Origin of the sequence: Corynebacterium freneyi (genome assembly GCF_030408835.1) — a bacterium.
Taxonomy (GTDB): Bacteria; Actinomycetota; Actinomycetes; order Mycobacteriales; family Mycobacteriaceae; genus Corynebacterium; species Corynebacterium freneyi.
Map to the genome: position 1 here is coordinate 652,567 of NZ_CP047357.1, position 13,894 is coordinate 666,460.

At 68.5% G+C, this 13,894-nt stretch carries 27 protein-coding genes; all 27 read left to right on the forward strand.

Features of this window, described 5'->3' with window-relative positions; all coding sequences use genetic code 11:
* Entirely contained in the window at positions 1 to 855 is an 855-nt protein-coding gene (locus tag CFREN_RS02870; RefSeq protein WP_209653990.1) for a hypothetical protein, read from the forward strand.
* A complete protein-coding gene (locus CFREN_RS02875) occupies positions 852 to 1,274 on the forward strand; it encodes a hypothetical protein (RefSeq protein ID WP_209653988.1) in 423 nt (140 codons plus the stop codon). Before CFREN_RS02870 ends, CFREN_RS02875 begins: the two co-directional genes overlap by 4 nt.
* The gene (locus CFREN_RS02880; protein ID WP_209653986.1) at positions 1,271 to 1,534 is read left to right on the forward strand and encodes a hypothetical protein; all 264 of its coding nucleotides are present in this window, start codon (positions 1,271 to 1,273) and stop codon (positions 1,532 to 1,534) included. The genes CFREN_RS02875 and CFREN_RS02880 overlap by 4 nt, the downstream gene beginning before the upstream one ends.
* Complete coding sequence (locus CFREN_RS02885) at positions 1,531 to 1,959, forward strand: single-stranded DNA-binding protein (RefSeq protein ID WP_209653984.1); 429 nt, start codon at positions 1,531 to 1,533, stop codon at positions 1,957 to 1,959. Before CFREN_RS02880 ends, CFREN_RS02885 begins: the two co-directional genes overlap by 4 nt.
* Positions 1,959 to 2,534 carry a type I-E CRISPR-associated protein Cas6/Cse3/CasE gene (locus CFREN_RS02890; protein ID WP_209653982.1) on the forward strand — a complete coding sequence of 192 codons (576 nt, stop codon included), beginning with the start codon at positions 1,959 to 1,961 and terminating at the stop codon, positions 2,532 to 2,534. The genes CFREN_RS02885 and CFREN_RS02890 overlap by 1 nt, the downstream gene beginning before the upstream one ends.
* The gene (locus CFREN_RS02895; protein WP_209653980.1) at positions 2,531 to 3,274 is read left to right on the forward strand and encodes a hypothetical protein; all 744 of its coding nucleotides are present in this window, start codon (positions 2,531 to 2,533) and stop codon (positions 3,272 to 3,274) included. The genes CFREN_RS02890 and CFREN_RS02895 overlap by 4 nt, the downstream gene beginning before the upstream one ends.
* Positions 3,255 to 3,674, forward strand: a complete 420-nt coding sequence (locus CFREN_RS02900; RefSeq protein WP_209653978.1) for a hypothetical protein — start codon at positions 3,255 to 3,257, stop codon at positions 3,672 to 3,674. Before CFREN_RS02895 ends, CFREN_RS02900 begins: the two co-directional genes overlap by 20 nt.
* On the forward strand, positions 3,674 to 4,540 hold the full coding sequence (locus tag CFREN_RS02905; RefSeq protein ID WP_209653975.1) for a hypothetical protein: 867 nt from the start codon (positions 3,674 to 3,676) through the stop codon (positions 4,538 to 4,540). The genes CFREN_RS02900 and CFREN_RS02905 overlap by 1 nt, the downstream gene beginning before the upstream one ends.
* Positions 4,541 to 4,542: 2 nt before the next feature.
* Positions 4,543 to 5,136 (forward strand): hypothetical protein, encoded by a 594-nt coding sequence (locus tag CFREN_RS02910; RefSeq protein WP_209653973.1) that lies wholly within the window; start codon positions 4,543 to 4,545, stop codon positions 5,134 to 5,136.
* Positions 5,127 to 6,029 carry a class I SAM-dependent methyltransferase gene (locus tag CFREN_RS02915; protein ID WP_209653971.1) on the forward strand — a complete coding sequence of 301 codons (903 nt, stop codon included), beginning with the start codon at positions 5,127 to 5,129 and terminating at the stop codon, positions 6,027 to 6,029. The genes CFREN_RS02910 and CFREN_RS02915 overlap by 10 nt, the downstream gene beginning before the upstream one ends.
* Positions 6,019 to 6,774: a phosphoadenosine phosphosulfate reductase domain-containing protein gene (locus CFREN_RS02920; protein ID WP_209653969.1), complete on the forward strand. Its 756-nt coding sequence runs from the start codon at positions 6,019 to 6,021 to the stop codon at positions 6,772 to 6,774. Before CFREN_RS02915 ends, CFREN_RS02920 begins: the two co-directional genes overlap by 11 nt.
* A 60-nt stretch (positions 6,775 to 6,834) precedes the next feature.
* Entirely contained in the window at positions 6,835 to 7,104 is a 270-nt protein-coding gene (locus CFREN_RS12820; protein ID WP_353959590.1) for a helix-turn-helix domain-containing protein, read from the forward strand.
* 300 nt (positions 7,105 to 7,404) lie between these two features.
* The gene (locus CFREN_RS02925) at positions 7,405 to 7,596 is read left to right on the forward strand and encodes a hypothetical protein (RefSeq protein ID WP_209653965.1); all 192 of its coding nucleotides are present in this window, start codon (positions 7,405 to 7,407) and stop codon (positions 7,594 to 7,596) included.
* Complete coding sequence (locus CFREN_RS02930) at positions 7,593 to 8,036, forward strand: RusA family crossover junction endodeoxyribonuclease (protein WP_209653963.1); 444 nt, start codon at positions 7,593 to 7,595, stop codon at positions 8,034 to 8,036. Before CFREN_RS02925 ends, CFREN_RS02930 begins: the two co-directional genes overlap by 4 nt.
* Positions 8,037 to 8,315: 279 nt before the next feature.
* Entirely contained in the window at positions 8,316 to 8,543 is a 228-nt protein-coding gene (locus tag CFREN_RS02935; protein ID WP_209653959.1) for a hypothetical protein, read from the forward strand.
* A complete protein-coding gene (locus CFREN_RS02940) occupies positions 8,540 to 9,307 on the forward strand; it encodes a hypothetical protein (RefSeq protein WP_209653957.1) in 768 nt (255 codons plus the stop codon). The genes CFREN_RS02935 and CFREN_RS02940 overlap by 4 nt, the downstream gene beginning before the upstream one ends.
* Positions 9,304 to 9,522 (forward strand): helix-turn-helix domain-containing protein, encoded by a 219-nt coding sequence (locus CFREN_RS02945; protein ID WP_209653955.1) that lies wholly within the window; start codon positions 9,304 to 9,306, stop codon positions 9,520 to 9,522. The genes CFREN_RS02940 and CFREN_RS02945 overlap by 4 nt, the downstream gene beginning before the upstream one ends.
* Complete coding sequence (locus CFREN_RS02950) at positions 9,519 to 9,902, forward strand: hypothetical protein (RefSeq protein WP_209653952.1); 384 nt, start codon at positions 9,519 to 9,521, stop codon at positions 9,900 to 9,902. Before CFREN_RS02945 ends, CFREN_RS02950 begins: the two co-directional genes overlap by 4 nt.
* Positions 9,899 to 10,309 carry a dUTP diphosphatase gene (gene dut / locus CFREN_RS02955; RefSeq protein ID WP_209653950.1) on the forward strand — a complete coding sequence of 137 codons (411 nt, stop codon included), beginning with the start codon at positions 9,899 to 9,901 and terminating at the stop codon, positions 10,307 to 10,309. The genes CFREN_RS02950 and dut (CFREN_RS02955) overlap by 4 nt, the downstream gene beginning before the upstream one ends.
* A gap of 13 nt (positions 10,310 to 10,322) precedes the next feature.
* The gene (locus tag CFREN_RS02960) at positions 10,323 to 11,027 is read left to right on the forward strand and encodes a hypothetical protein (RefSeq protein ID WP_209653948.1); all 705 of its coding nucleotides are present in this window, start codon (positions 10,323 to 10,325) and stop codon (positions 11,025 to 11,027) included.
* Entirely contained in the window at positions 11,024 to 11,392 is a 369-nt protein-coding gene (locus tag CFREN_RS02965) for an XkdD/Y8K6 family phage-associated protein (protein ID WP_209653946.1), read from the forward strand. Before CFREN_RS02960 ends, CFREN_RS02965 begins: the two co-directional genes overlap by 4 nt.
* Entirely contained in the window at positions 11,389 to 11,589 is a 201-nt protein-coding gene (locus CFREN_RS02970) for a hypothetical protein (RefSeq protein WP_209653945.1), read from the forward strand. Before CFREN_RS02965 ends, CFREN_RS02970 begins: the two co-directional genes overlap by 4 nt.
* On the forward strand, positions 11,586 to 11,822 hold the full coding sequence (locus CFREN_RS02975; RefSeq protein ID WP_209653943.1) for a helix-turn-helix domain-containing protein: 237 nt from the start codon (positions 11,586 to 11,588) through the stop codon (positions 11,820 to 11,822). The genes CFREN_RS02970 and CFREN_RS02975 overlap by 4 nt, the downstream gene beginning before the upstream one ends.
* Positions 11,819 to 12,148, forward strand: coding sequence for a hypothetical protein (locus CFREN_RS02980; protein ID WP_209653941.1), 330 nt, complete (start codon positions 11,819 to 11,821; stop codon positions 12,146 to 12,148). The genes CFREN_RS02975 and CFREN_RS02980 overlap by 4 nt, the downstream gene beginning before the upstream one ends.
* Complete coding sequence (dut, locus tag CFREN_RS02985) at positions 12,145 to 12,555, forward strand: dUTP diphosphatase (RefSeq protein WP_209653938.1); 411 nt, start codon at positions 12,145 to 12,147, stop codon at positions 12,553 to 12,555. The genes CFREN_RS02980 and dut (CFREN_RS02985) overlap by 4 nt, the downstream gene beginning before the upstream one ends.
* An 11-nt stretch (positions 12,556 to 12,566) precedes the next feature.
* Positions 12,567 to 12,899 carry a hypothetical protein gene (locus CFREN_RS02990; RefSeq protein ID WP_209653936.1) on the forward strand — a complete coding sequence of 111 codons (333 nt, stop codon included), beginning with the start codon at positions 12,567 to 12,569 and terminating at the stop codon, positions 12,897 to 12,899.
* A 61-nt stretch (positions 12,900 to 12,960) separates the two neighbouring features.
* Positions 12,961 to 13,596 (forward strand): hypothetical protein, encoded by a 636-nt coding sequence (locus CFREN_RS02995; RefSeq protein ID WP_209653934.1) that lies wholly within the window; start codon positions 12,961 to 12,963, stop codon positions 13,594 to 13,596.
* Positions 13,597 to 13,894: the final 298 nt, after the last annotated feature.

Consider the following 13,894-nt stretch of genomic DNA (forward strand, 5'->3'; position numbering starts at 1 on the left):
ATGACCACCAACCTCCCCGACACCACTGATGACCTGGCCACTGACGTGGAGCTGATGCCCACGAACACGGCCAACGCCCTCGACGACCAGGCATTCGCCAGCCTCGAAAAGTACGCCCGTTCGATGGACGTCGCCGACCGCATCGCCGAAGGCATCTACCGCACCGACTACGCCGGCCCCTTCAAGGGCAAGAAGGCCGACATGGCCATCGCCATCCTCTCCGCCGCCGGGCTGGGAATTCGCCCCGAAAACGTCGGCAAGGCCATCTACGTCGTCCACGGGTCCCCGGCCCTGTACGGCAAGACCGCCCTGGCGATTGCAAAGTCGCATGGCTACAAGATGCGCAAGACCGAGGAATCCCCGCAGGTCGTCACCTGCGTTTTCACCGCACCGGATGGGGAAGAGTACCCGGTCACCTACACCTACGAGCGCGCCGAACGCGAAGGCTTGGTGAAGGGCAACGCGGCGCAGTACAAGTCCCGGCCGGAGAAGATGCTGACGTGGAAGTGTGTCGGCGAAGCCGCGGACATGTTCTTCCCGCACATCCTCAACAACCTGCCGGTGAAGGAGGACATCGAGCAGGGAGCCCCGGTGCGGGCGACTGCGACGCGCACGGACCGCAAGGGTGGGGCGCGGGCGGCACTGGCCGCCGCCGCCCAGCAGGCAGCCCAGCCGGAACCGCAGGACACCGTCGTCGATGACGTTCTGTCGTCCATCATCGCCGAGATCCAGGACGCCCCCGACCGGCCGGCGATCACGGAGATCATGGCACGCGACGAGGTGAAGGCCCTCGACAGCGACGACCACGATCAGGTGAGTGCCGCCGCCAACACCCGCTGGCAGGCCCTCGCATGACCGAGCCACTGCCGCAGATGGGTCTTTTTGACGACCCGCGCGAGGAGGACGCCCGCGCCCGGAGGGAAGCCGAGGCCACGCGTGAACAGGAACTCGCCGCCGAGATGGAATGGCGCACCTCCCCGCAGTCATGCCCGATCTGCGGCTACCAGGAGACCAGCGGGTGGATGGTGCGCATCAACCACGGCGTGGACGAGGACGGCAGTATCGGCAGTTACCCACCCCGGGAGCATCCGATTTACGGTGCCCAGTGCCTCGCCCAAAACCTCATAACCGGGCACCTTCGCCGCACCGCAGGAACCGGCGACCCCCACCTCGACAGCTACATCGAGCGGGGTCGTGCCCTCGGCCTCGACGTCGAACAGATCCTCGCGGACGCACAGCGAGCTTTCCACGACCACCGGGAGACCGCGACGTGACCGCCCCGCAGCTCGCCCTATTCGCCCCGACGGTGATGCTGTCCGAATGCCGCCCCGGCGACACCATCCGGTTCACCCACCAGAACTTGGCGATGACACTCCACCAGGTAGAGGTCATCGGCCCGCATGTGCGCGTGCTCGGCATGTGGCACCCGCCCGACAAACCCCCGCCCCCGTACAACCCCGTCGCCACTGGCTCAGGGGGCCACGGCGGCGACGACACGCAAGTAGAAATCATCCATCGAAAGGAGCCCAGATGAGGCCCATCAACCAGATCACGATCACCGGCCGAGCCGGCCATGATGCGGAGCACCGCGCCACCGCATCAGGGAAGGACGTGATGAATGTCCGCATCGCCCACACCCGCAGCCGCTTCAACAAGGAAACGAAGCAGTGGGAGGATCAGAACACCACGTGGTGGAACGTGTCACTGTGGGACAAGAACGCCGCCGCGATTGCCCGCGAGATTCCGAAGGGCACGAACCTTTTGGTGACGGGGCGGGCGGAGATGCGGGAGTACCAGCGCAATGACGGTTCCACTGGGGTGTCGTTGGATTTGCTGGCCGAGCATGTCGCGGTGGCGCCGGATGCCCGCCCGAAGGGGGTTGTCGGCGGGTGGGAGGAAAACCAGGCGGCGGGGGTTGTGTCCGGGCCGTGGGGTGGGGAAGGGCAGCCTCCTTTCTGATGCTCCTCACCACGATCACCCTCAATCGTCGCGCTCGGGGGCTCACCCGCGACTCGCAGGCTATGCACCGCACCATCGCCCACGCCCTTGACGGGCGGGGGCTTTGGGCCACACCCACCGCCCAGTCCCTGGTCGTCCAGCACACTGCCCCCATCGACTGGGGCCAGCGACTCCCCGGCATCATCGCCCACTCCCACACCATCGAGCGCCGCGCGCATCAGCCCGGGACACAGGTCGAGTGGGCGCTGATCGCCAATCCCACCGCCGCGATCGTCCCGCCGGGATCACCGCGCGGCACCCGCGGGAAACGCCGCGCCCTGCCGCCGGAGAAGTGGAACTCCTGGGTCGAGCGGAAACTCACCCCCGCACTCGACATTCACCGCATCGACGGCACCGCACTACCCACCGCAGTCGGAAAGCGCCACGGCGCGCGCACCATTCACCGCCGAGTCCTTTTCACCGGCCTCGCCACCGTCGCCGACCCGGACGCCCTCACCCGGCTGCAGGACACCGGTGTCGGCCCCGGTAAGGCCTACGGATGCGGGCTACTCATCACCCAGGAGGTGACCCTATGACCGCCGCTCAGACCCTGCTGTGGGACACCGCCGGACGCCCCGGCGTCGACGGCGCAAAGGGCAAGCTGCTCAAGCCCGAGCCCGGGGTGTGCGCCATCACCGGCGAGCACTTCGACGTCACCGCCGACGCGCGCCGCGCTCTGGGGGAGAACTTCACCGACCAGTCCCTCTGGGCCTGCCACTCCGGGCGCGTGGGGCCCGCCGCCCTGTGGTGCTGCTCCGGCACGGGGAAGAGGTCCCCCCGCCTGTGGACATGGGTCTGCGCCCCCGGCGAGGTGCTGCCCGACTCGCACGAGAAAGCCCCCTACCGGGCCCCGGGCCTGTGCCTCACCAACCGGGCGAATACCCGCCCCGTCATCGACATCCTCGCGCACCCGCCCAAAGGGGAGTGGGTCTGTGCCGTCGCCGTGTCCGGCCAAAAGCACGTCCTGCCCTACGCCACCACCAACAACGGCGACGGGGAGTGGACGGTCCGGATGGAGGACACCACCCTGACCCACACTCCCGGCCAGTGGCGTCACGTCCTCGGCCACGTCCTCGCACTCCGACGCCTCGGAATCCCCGCCGACGCCATCAAGACCGGGGAACCCCGATTCATCAAAACCCCCGACGCCCTCACCGAATGGCGGAACCACTCCACGGCCCTCGCCCCCTATGCCGGGGCACCCATCACCGACCTCGCGCTCTGGTGCGCGACCAAACCCATCCTGGAGGACACCAATGCCTACCCCCACCCCTGACCAGCTCGACGCCGCGACGATCGACCTCGTCTTCGCTCTGCGCGACTCCCTCACCAGCGACGGCCCGTCGCTGATCGACTTCTGGGCAGACCGCGCGACCACCGCCATCGCCACCGCCGCCGCCGGATCGGACACCGCCGGCCAGGCGATCACCACCGCGTGCCGGAAGCTGCAGATCGACACCCTCGCGGCGAATGCGGCCCCGGTCGCACGGCGTGCCGCCGAGATCATCGACGCCGACTACCAGGCGTGGGCACGCCACGTCGACCAGTCACTCGTGTACATCGTCGCCCTCGCCCGGTTGGAGCGTGACAGTCGCAAGCGAGGCAAGAAGCCCACCGCCCCGACCGCCCCCACGCCCGTCCCCACCACCGACTCGTCCGAGGAGATTCCGTTCTAATGGCCACCATCACTCCCACCCCGAAGACCATGATCACCCTGACCGCGACGCTCACGTCCCCGCTGCACCACGGGGCGGGGGCATCTGGCAACACCAGCCTGCTGCGCACCCAAGATGTCGTCCAGCCCGATGGGACCGTCGCTCGCGTCCCCTTCCTCTCCGCCGCATCCATCCGCCACGGCCTCCGCGACGCCCTCGCCTGGCACCTCGCCCACACCATCGGCATCAAGGAAGGCAGCCTCACGAAAACCGCCGTAGACCTCCTGTGGACCGGAGGAGCCGTCACCTCCACCGGCGCACGCACCGACCTCGACATGATGCGCCGCGTCGAGGAACACCTCCCGGCCCTGGCGATGCTCGGCTACGCCGCCAAGAGCGACATCATCACCGGCACGCTTCGCGCATCCGACATGATCCTCGCCTGCGCCGAAAACGACCACCGCCTCCCCGAAGCCCTGCGGGGCCGCCGCCGCGCCGCCGCCTACCGCAGCGAGGAATTCGGCACCCGCCACGACCAATCCGCATCCCCCGTCGGCCGGTACCTGGACCTCGCCACCGACACCGGCGCGACCGCCCAGATGATCTGGGACACCCAGGTCATCGCCACCGGGGCGGAACTCCACGGCGATCTGTCCCTCACCCCCGCGGCCACCGACCAGCACCACACCGCCCTCGGAGCAGCGCTGGCACTGTGGGCCCCCGACGGACAGGCGATGCTCGGAGCAAAGACCGGACAGGGCATGGGCCGCGCCACCATCACCGGCCCCGACTGGGCAGAATGCGCCACCCACCTCGACACGTGGACCACCCACGTCGAAACCCACGCCGACGACATCCGGGCCCTCATCACCGACCTGGGACAGTAATCATGGACGTGACAATCACCGCCCACCTCGACACCCCCGTCGTCGGCGACCTCGGCCCACTGGACGGGCCACTGTCATGGGCATCGTGGCAAGACCACCTCGCCCGAGGACTGCCCGTCCCCGAGCTCACCGACGACCACGCCCCCGACTTCCCCCTGCCGCTGGGCCGGTGGGAGGAGGCCGGGGTGTGGGGATGGCGCATCTCCGCCCCCATCGGGGAGCCCGTGCACTACTCGACGCACGAATCCCGCCGCCGACCAGCCACCGGCCCCATGGCCGCCTACACCAAGGCGCGGGAACACCATGCCGGCCTTGGCCCGATGAAGGCGAAAAACGTCATCCTGTCACAGGCCCACCACCTGGCCATCCAGTGGCACGCCGACACCACCGACCGCGACGAGCTCGCCCGCCTCCTCGGCATGATCACCCACCTCGGGGCCCGCCACCGAGACGGCAAGGGCCACGTCGCCCGGTGGGAGATCACCGAAGGCCCCGCCGGCGGGTGGCGCAAGCGTCCGATGCCCACCTCGGGGGGCCGGATGATGCGGGCCCGCGCACCCTACTGGCACCCCACCGAAAGGACACCATGCGCATAGCCCACGGCACCCGCGACGAGAATGGCAAATGGCACGCCGACAACCCCGCCGACTACCCACCGATGGACGTCCACGGACAGCTACCCTGGTCAGTCCTCGACCAGTCGGCAGCCCACTGGCAGACCCGCAAGTCGTGGTGGATCGACCAGGGTGTCGATGACCTCACCCCGAGGGCGCATGCGGCGTCGATGATCAACACCGGCCGCCACGGCAAGCTCAGTGGCGGTGTCTCGCGCTTTGACCCGTTCCTGACCGAGCTACTCGTCACGTGGCTGTCCCGCCCCGGCGACAGTATCTACGACCCGTGCGCCGGCGGGCCGGTGCGTGGCATCGTCTCCACCTACCTCGGGCGCGGGTACCTCGGCGTCGACCTGAGCGCCACTCAGCTCGACGCGAATCGCCGGGCCGCCACTCGGTGGGGGCTGCACCCGACGTGGACCCACGGCGACGGTCGTGACCAGCATGTCCCCGACGGTTCGGCGGGCATGGTGCTGTCGTGCCCTCCGTACCACAACCTCGAAAAGTACTCGGATGACGAGCGTGACCTGTCGGCCATGCGGTGGCCCGCCTTCGTGGACGCCCACCAGGCCATCATCCACCGCGCCGCTGATGCCCTCGCCGAGGACCGATTCCTCGCATGGGTCATCGGCGATGTCCGCGACTACAAGGGCCACCTCCGCGGACTCCCCGCGATCGCCGCCACCCATATCCGCGCTGCGGGGCTGCACATCACCAACGAGCTGATCCTCATCGCCCCGCCCGGCCTGCGAGCGAAGACGATGCGCATCCCCTGGACCGCCGCACGCACCACCACGAGGCGTCACCAGCACATCATCGTCGCCGTGAAAGGCGACCGGAAAGCCGCGACGAGGAGGATCACCGATGCTGCTTGACTCCCCCCGTCTCAAGCGCGGCGACCGTGAGCACTGGGCGATGCTGGAGCGCTACGACCATCGCCTCGGCGTGGGCCTCGACGCCAAGGAGGAGATGGCCCTGGGCCGTATCCAGGAGTGGTGGGAAGCCGGTGGCGGGGTGTGCTCGGTGTCGTGGGGCAAGGACTCCACGGTCGTCGCGCACCTTGTCGGAATGTCGGGCCTGCCTATCCCCATCGTGTGGGTGCGCTCGGATCCATTTGAGATGCCGGAATGCGAGGACGTGCGGGACAGCCTCCTCGGCCTGCATCCGCACCTCGCTTACGAGGAGCGAATCGCGGTGCTGCGGAGCCCCAAGCGCGGGATGCCCGGCTACGAGGCCCACCAGGCCAACCCCGACCGTCGGCACCAAGACGTGCTCGGGGAGCTGATTCGCGAGCGGTACGTCTCCGGTGTCCGAGCAGAGGAGTCGGCCATGCGCCGCGCCTCCGCACGGTGGCATGGGGCGGTGTCGAAGCGGACGTGCCGGCCGATTCTCGACTGGAGCGGGGCGGATGTCTTCGCCTACATGGCGTCGCGTGGCCTGCCGGTGCACCCCGCCTACGCCATGTCCTACGCGGGGCGGCTGGACCGCAGGTGGCTGCGGGTGCATCCGCTGTGCTCTCACCACGAGGAATCAGGGGTGCATGGGCGGGATATGAGCTCGTGGGAGGACGACTACTACGGCGACGCGATCGACGACGCCCTCCGGCGAGCGTCGTCATGAGAGGAGTGATTTTTCCTGAGCATCCGCGCTGTCGCGTGGGTGAGTGACCAAGTGCGGGATGTGACGCCGTCGGAGCGGCTGGTGCTGTATTTCCTGGCTGACAAGGCGCGGGAGCACGGCGGGTGTCAGCAGGCGTGGCCGTCGGCGACGTACATGGCTGACGCCCTCGGGCTGGACCGCAAGACAGTCCGGTCGGCGCTCGGGAGGCTGCAAAAGCGGGGGCTGATCTTGCGGGGGGATCAGTCCCTTGTGACTCGCCGAGGAGGGGGGAAACGTCCGATTGCTTGGGCCTTGTCGGTGCCTGACGAGGGGGCCGCGAATGGGGAATGAGACCCCATTCGGCCTCGGATCGAATGGGGAATGAGGCCCTATTGAATGGGGAATGAGGCCCTATTCGAATGGGGAATGAGACCCCATAAAGACAGTAAGTCAACCAGTAAAGAACCCCGAAGCCGTGGCCGGTCGCTTCGCTCCCTAACCCACGGCTTCTGTAACTGGGGCTGACGCCCCAGACCCGAACCGGTAAGTCCCCGCAATGGGGCATCCGCCCCATAGCGGCACCACCCACCACCCACCACCCCACAGCGGCCCCAACCGGGCCGCTTTTCTCATCCCCGAAAGGAACCCCATGTGACCCCCAACGACCCCCACGCCCTCATGGCCGAAGTCATCGACATCGACCACCACCTCACCGCCTGGCGCATCTGCCCCACGGACTCCAGGCGCGACGCCGACGAGTGCCGCCGCATGCTCGCCCGCCGCGCCCACCTCGCCGCACTACTCCGCCGCCACGGCATCACCACCCCGGAGATCACCACATGACCTGGTTCCACGTCCGAGGCCACCCCGCCGCCCAGGGCAGCAAACGCCACATCGGCGGCGGCCGCCTCATCGAATCCTCAAAGCGACTCCCCGCATGGCGCGAGGCCGTGCAGGACGCCGCACTCCAACACCTCACCCCGATCCCTGCCGGGGTGCCGGTGCGGGTGGAGATCCACTTCGTCATGCCACGCCCGAAGTCGCTGCCGAAGTCCCGCCCAACCCCGCCGGCGGTGAAGCGCATCGGGGACCTGGACAAGCTCTGCCGGGCGATCCTCGACGGCCTGGACGGCCCGGCGTACGCCGACGACTCGCAGGTGACTGTCCTCGTGGCGGACAAGCGCATCGCCGAGCCGGGGGAGGAGCCGGGCGCGCGAATCCACGTAAGCCCCGTAGAGGCGTTGGAACCCCCGACCCCTACACAGTGTGCGGGCACCCCATGAACTCCAGCGACAGGCCCCAAATAACGCCAGCAATCACCATCCCTGACCCGTGCGCCACATGCCGCATCCGCGACCACTGGTGCTGCGACCCCTGGGAAAACCCACAAGACCACGAAGGAGACGACCAATGAGCCTTATCCGCCGAGGCCACCCCGACGACTACGACGACCAGGGCAACCACCAGCCCGGCCCCTGGCGCCGCACTGGCAGCACTCGCCCGCAGTGCCAGCCCGGGTGCTGCGGAATCGGCCCCCGCCTCTGCGAAGAAAGCGACGAAGAATGACCCCCACCACCCGCCGGGCGATCACCGCCGGAATGGTTGGCTCGGCGATCACCGCCACCCTCATGATGGCCGCCCAGATCGCCGCCCGTGAGCCGGCCCCCGCCCCCGCCCCCGCACCGTCCACCACCACGATCACGACGACGGTTACCACACCTGTCGCGCCGTGCGATCACCCCGATTGCCCGCCGTGGCCCTCCCTCGACCAAGGAGACGAAGACCAATGACTGACATGATCCCCGCCGACGCCGTGCGGGACATCATCGCCCGCCACCGCGACGGCGCTAGCCACCGGGGCGGAATGATCCTCGACGCCCTGAAAGCCCTACTCCCGCCCCCGCCGCGCCCGACGCTGGCGGACATGACCGACGAGGAGCGGGCCGCGTGCCAGTGGATGCAGGCAGACGTGAAGGGCGCAGATACCCGCGTCGTCATTCGTCGTCCCATTCCTCGCAAAGGTGGGGGCCGCGCCGCGCTGCTCGACCGATGGGGCGACGTGATCTACGAGGACCACGCCGACGTGACCCCGCGCCCGGACCTCCCCCGCCTGAAATGGCCCGGCACCGAGAAGCCCGCGCCCGCCCTGCCCGGAGGCTGGCGGCTCGCCGACCACGAGAAACGCGGTCGCGTCATCGTCACCAACCTCACCCCGAACGCCGTCGGGCACGTCGCCTATGTGCTCCCCGCCACCGACCCCCTCGGATACGACTGGTTCTTCTGCGACCCCTCCGATCTGACGTACATCGACCAGGAGACCGGCACTTCCGACGCCGTGCCACCGAACACCCTGGCCGTGGGCAGCGAGTGGGACGACGCGGACGCGCTCACCCTGGCATGCAAGCATTCCGAGCTCGACCAGATCGTCGTGATCGACTGCGACGGCGATGCGTCTGTGTGGAGCGCGGTCGCGGAATGGTGGGAGAAGGGGTTTCCCTACTACGGGTTCGAGCCGTACACGATCATCCACACCGGACGAAAGGCCGACCAGTGAGCACCGAACCCCTGCGCGGCTGGGGCCGCCGCAGGCACGACCACGTGATGACCATCGAAGAAGCCGCCCGCCTGGTGGGGATCACCGCCCCCACGCTCCGCGCCGCCGCCCGTCGGGGCGAAGACGTGGGATTCCCCATCATCCGGGCCGGGAGGGCCTACGCCGTCCCCCGCCGCCCCCTGTACGCCCTACTCGGACTGGAGGCCGACCAATGACCCCCGAAGAAGCCCGCGACCTACTCGACGGCGCGGCCCCCGGAGAATGGCAGTGGGACGATACCGGAAACGTCGCCGCCGTGGACGGCGACGGGTGGGAGCATGTCGCCGACTACGTGTACGAGGAGGACGGGGCCTTGATCGTCGCCGCCCCGGGGATGGCCGCCATGATCGCCGGAATGCGCGCCGAATACGCCGTGCAAAACCGCGTCGGCGATAAGTGGCTGTACGAGGACGATGACGGACGCAACCTCGCCCCCTACGACAGCCACCGCATCGCGTGGTGGCCCGACCCAATCCCACAATCAGACATCGCAGATCGCGGAGAAGGAATGGCCCGCATCGTCCGCCGTTACGTCACCACCCCGGAGGAAGTATGACCCTGCCGTACCAAGGCACCAAGCCCACCCGCGCCCACCACGACGACGCCGGCCTCGACCTCACGTCCGCCGAGACTCTGGTGATCCCCAGTGGGCAGCGTCGCACCGTCCGCCTCGGCACAGCCGTAGCGATCCCCACCGGTCATGTCGGCCTGCTGTGCCCCCGGTCAGGGCTCGCCGCCAAGCATGGGATCACCACGCTGACGGTGCCGGGGATCATCGACTCGGGCTATCGGGGCGAGTTGCGGATCGTGCTGTTCAACACCGACCCCGCCCCCTACCAGGTGCGACGGGGCGACCGCATCGCCCAACTCGTCATCGTGCCCTTCACACACCTGGCCCCCGTGGCCCAACCCCTCGACACCGCCGACCGAGGGCCCCAGGGCTTCGGCTCCACCGGCACCTAGAAAGGACACCACCATGACCAACACGGTTGACCGCGCCGCCGCCATCATCGCCCAGGAATGGGCCACGTTCTCCAACCGCGACCTGTGCGGGCATGAGATCGGCATGGCCCGCGCCCTCCATCGCGAAGGAATGCTCAACACTGCCCCGGTGGAAGGCCGGGGAGGCGCGTCCCTCAAAGACGTGGAAACGGCCCGCGAATGGGCCGACGATGTGCTCGAAGGCCGGGCCGCCGCAATCGTGCCAATCGAGGAGGCCATCGCCCGTGCTTTGCGCGCCTACCTCCCGCCCCCGCCGCGCCCGACGCTGGCGGACATGACCCGGGAGGAGCGGGCCGCATGCCGGAGAATGCAGGCCGACGTGGAAGGCCGCACCGAGCGCTACGTCATCGCCAACCCGTTCGACCGGTACGACGCCGTCGCACTGATCGGCCCCGACTGGGAGTTCGACTGGATCGAGCCCGAGTACGTCACCCCGCGCCCGGACCTTCCCCGCATGACGTGGCCCGGTGACCAGGAGGCCGCGCCCACCCTGCCTGAAGGGTGGAGGCTCGCTGACCACAAGGAACGCGGTCGCGTCATCGTCGCCAACGACACGCCGAACCGGAATGGGCACGTCACCTATGTGCTCCCCGCCACCGACCCCCTCGGATACGACTGGTTCTTCTGCGACCCCTCCCAGCTGACGTACATCGACACCGGAAAGGAGGCCGACCAGTGACCCCCGACGAAGCCCGAGCCCTACTCGACGGCACCACACCCGGACCCTGGCTCAGCGACCTAGACCGCAACTCCGACGAACCGCGCGGAATCTACGCCGTCGTAGCACAAGGCGACGGGCTCACCACCCGGCTGATCGCCGAGGAAATCGTCGAAGAAGCCGACACCGCGCTGATCGCCGCCGCCCCAACCCTGGCCACCATGGCCGCCGGAATGCGCCCCGAATACCGGGCGGAGGAATGGCAGGGGCCCTATCCCGGGTGGGTGCCCACCTCCCCCTGGACGGCAGAGAAGCCTGCGGCAGGCACCGACCCCAACGCCCGCATCGTCCGCCGCTACGTCACCGAACCGGAGGAAATCAAATGAAGTCAACGACCCCAGCCGAGGCCGTCTGTATCGAACTATCGGACGGCACGATGCTCTACGGGACGGTGACGGACGAGTCGACCGAGATCGACGGCCATGTGCAAGTGGTAACGAAAACGATCCGCGTCCACCCCGGAGAAAGCATGACCACCACCGACCACGTCCGCCGCTACGTCACCACCCCGGAGGAAGTATGAGTCTCAGCACCGTCGGCCCCATCGAATCCATCGGCGCGACCGTCCGGTTCTGGCGTGAGCAACACGGCTGGACGCGCACCAGGCTCGCCGCCGAAACCCGAATCCCCCTGCCCACCATCAGTGACATCGAAGCCGGGTGGGAAGGCGCGACCGCCTTCCACCTCAAGCGCATCTGGGAAGCACTCGGCATCTACTCCACCTGGATCATCACCCCGATCAAGGAGGAAGCATGACTCGCCCGGAGGCCCGCGCCGCTGAAGTTATCGACCACATCGGCGACGAGCCATCGAACGTGATCGCTGCCGCACTCGCCACGGAAGGGTTGCTCACCCCCGGGCCGCAGATCATCCGCACCCGCGAGGAACTAGCCGCCCTCGACCCCGACACGCTCGTCACTGACGCGCTGCCGCGCCACGATGACTTCCCTTCCCCGATGATCGCCGCGCTGCCCGCCCCCGTCGCCTACCGGCTCAACCTCACCTGGCAAGGCCCAGTGGTGGTCATCGCCACGGGTGATCAGGTCCGCGCCGCACGACAAGCACTGGAGGCCACCGAATGACCCTGCCGTTCCAGGGAACCCCGCCCACCCGCGCCCACCCGGATGACGCCGGACTCGACCTACGCGCCGCCACCGACATCACGATCCCCTCCGGCGCCCACGCCCTCGTCCCCACCGGCACCGCAGTCGCCATCCCCGCCGGCCACGTCGGCATGATCTGCCCCCGCTCCGGGCTGGCCGCCAAGCACTGCGTCACCGTGCTGAACGCCCCCGGCATCATCGACGCCGGATATCGCGGCGAGATCGGCGTCATCCTGATCAACCACGGGCGCGCCACCGCCCGCATCTCCCGTGGCGACCGCATCGCCCAACTCGTCATCACCCCATTCACGCACCTGACCCCCGTGGCCCAGCCACTCACCACCACCGACCGTGGGGCAGCAGGGTTCGGCTCCACCGGCACCTAGAAAGGACACCCATGCCCCACCCCGTCGACCGGGCCGCCGCCATCATCGCCCAGGAATGGGCCACCTTCTCCACCCGCGACCTGTGCGGCCACGAGATCAGCCTCGCCCGGGCCCTGTACCACGCCGGGATGCTCGCCGCCGATGCCGACCTCCCCGACAAGTGGGACACCTGGCGCGACCGCTACACAGCACAACGCAAACGCGCCGCCGACCTGGAGCACCTGGTGAGGGTGAAGAAGGCTGAGAACACCGCGCTGAAGAAGACGATGCATGCACTCATCGTGGCCCTCGACTCTGATGATCCCCCGACCATCAATGATGAATCTCTGACGGAGGAACCATGACCGAAGACGATCGCACCGCCCACCCCGACCACCACGACGGGCCCGGCTGGGGTGACCGCCCATGGCACTGACCGACACACAGCTCGAAACGCTGTCCCGTGATCTGCTGATCATCGCGAGGTGCGCCCGCACCCTCCACGCCCAACTGCAGCCCGGCCACAACGCCGGTGATGGGGTGTGGCACCGCCCCGTCTACGGCCCCCGCCCACCCTGCAGCATCACCGTCCTGGACCTGCTGCACGAAGCGGACCAGGTACTCGCCGGGTGGCTCGGCAACCTCGCCGCGGACTACCTCGGCGAGACAGTGGACGGCGCAGACGAAACCCCGAGGGCATGGGCCGCCCGGCGTGACCGCACCACCCACGCCAAAGCAAACCGACTGTGGGAACAACGCCACCTCCTCGCGTCGAGGGAGTACGCCACCGACGCGGCCGACGAGATCGCCCAGCAAGCCCGCACCCTCGCCGACCGGGCAGAACCCCCACCCCCCACGAAACCGCCGACAATCCCACGCGAAGAAGTCTTCGCCACCGCCGGCGAGCTCGCCCCCGTCGTCTCCGACATCACCGGCCGCACCATCACCCGCAAGCAAATCACCTACTGGGGCGACGCCGGCCACATCACGAGGTTCAGCGACACCACCGGGCAAAGCAAGTACCGCCTCGCCGAAGTCCTCGACCACGCCGGAAAAGAATGACCAGCGATTATCCACCCGTATGATATGCTCGCGGTACGCGTGAAGTGAACCCCCGGGAGGCCCAGGTCTCCACGGGGGTTTTCTCATGCGCAAAAAAAGGTTCCTCCCCGCTGATGAAAAGCCCCCGGGCTTAGGCGGGGAGGTCACGCGGTGGGGCCGCCAAACAAGCCCCCGGGGGGCACAACAACCCCCGGGGGCCAGCGACACCCCCCCACCAACACCACCCCCCCCAACACAACCCGGGCCCCCACCCCACCCGGGGCACAGTCGTCGACCAGCACCAGGCTGGCGCCCACTC

Coding starts and splice junctions, on each gene's coding strand:
- CFREN_RS02870 (WP_209653990.1), top strand. CDS start 1: ATGACCACCAACCTCCCCGACACCACTGATGACCTGGCCACTGACGTG.
- CFREN_RS02875 (WP_209653988.1), top strand. CDS start 852: ATGACCGAGCCACTGCCGCAGATGGGTCTTTTTGACGACCCGCGCGAG.
- CFREN_RS02885 (WP_209653984.1), top strand. CDS start 1,531: ATGAGGCCCATCAACCAGATCACGATCACCGGCCGAGCCGGCCATGAT.
- CFREN_RS02890 (WP_209653982.1), top strand. CDS start 1,959: ATGCTCCTCACCACGATCACCCTCAATCGTCGCGCTCGGGGGCTCACC.
- CFREN_RS02895 (WP_209653980.1), top strand. CDS start 2,531: ATGACCGCCGCTCAGACCCTGCTGTGGGACACCGCCGGACGCCCCGGC.
- CFREN_RS02900 (WP_209653978.1), top strand. CDS start 3,255: ATGCCTACCCCCACCCCTGACCAGCTCGACGCCGCGACGATCGACCTC.
- CFREN_RS02905 (WP_209653975.1), top strand. CDS start 3,674: ATGGCCACCATCACTCCCACCCCGAAGACCATGATCACCCTGACCGCG.
- CFREN_RS02910 (WP_209653973.1), top strand. CDS start 4,543: ATGGACGTGACAATCACCGCCCACCTCGACACCCCCGTCGTCGGCGAC.
- CFREN_RS02915 (WP_209653971.1), top strand. CDS start 5,127: ATGCGCATAGCCCACGGCACCCGCGACGAGAATGGCAAATGGCACGCC.
- CFREN_RS02920 (WP_209653969.1), top strand. CDS start 6,019: ATGCTGCTTGACTCCCCCCGTCTCAAGCGCGGCGACCGTGAGCACTGG.
- CFREN_RS02930 (WP_209653963.1), top strand. CDS start 7,593: ATGACCTGGTTCCACGTCCGAGGCCACCCCGCCGCCCAGGGCAGCAAA.
- CFREN_RS02935 (WP_209653959.1), top strand. CDS start 8,316: ATGACCCCCACCACCCGCCGGGCGATCACCGCCGGAATGGTTGGCTCG.
- CFREN_RS02940 (WP_209653957.1), top strand. CDS start 8,540: ATGACTGACATGATCCCCGCCGACGCCGTGCGGGACATCATCGCCCGC.
- CFREN_RS02950 (WP_209653952.1), top strand. CDS start 9,519: ATGACCCCCGAAGAAGCCCGCGACCTACTCGACGGCGCGGCCCCCGGA.
- dut (WP_209653950.1), top strand. CDS start 9,899: ATGACCCTGCCGTACCAAGGCACCAAGCCCACCCGCGCCCACCACGAC.
- CFREN_RS02960 (WP_209653948.1), top strand. CDS start 10,323: ATGACCAACACGGTTGACCGCGCCGCCGCCATCATCGCCCAGGAATGG.
- CFREN_RS02970 (WP_209653945.1), top strand. CDS start 11,389: ATGAAGTCAACGACCCCAGCCGAGGCCGTCTGTATCGAACTATCGGAC.
- CFREN_RS02975 (WP_209653943.1), top strand. CDS start 11,586: ATGAGTCTCAGCACCGTCGGCCCCATCGAATCCATCGGCGCGACCGTC.
- CFREN_RS02980 (WP_209653941.1), top strand. CDS start 11,819: ATGACTCGCCCGGAGGCCCGCGCCGCTGAAGTTATCGACCACATCGGC.
- dut (WP_209653938.1), top strand. CDS start 12,145: ATGACCCTGCCGTTCCAGGGAACCCCGCCCACCCGCGCCCACCCGGAT.
- CFREN_RS02990 (WP_209653936.1), top strand. CDS start 12,567: ATGCCCCACCCCGTCGACCGGGCCGCCGCCATCATCGCCCAGGAATGG.
- CFREN_RS02995 (WP_209653934.1), top strand. CDS start 12,961: ATGGCACTGACCGACACACAGCTCGAAACGCTGTCCCGTGATCTGCTG.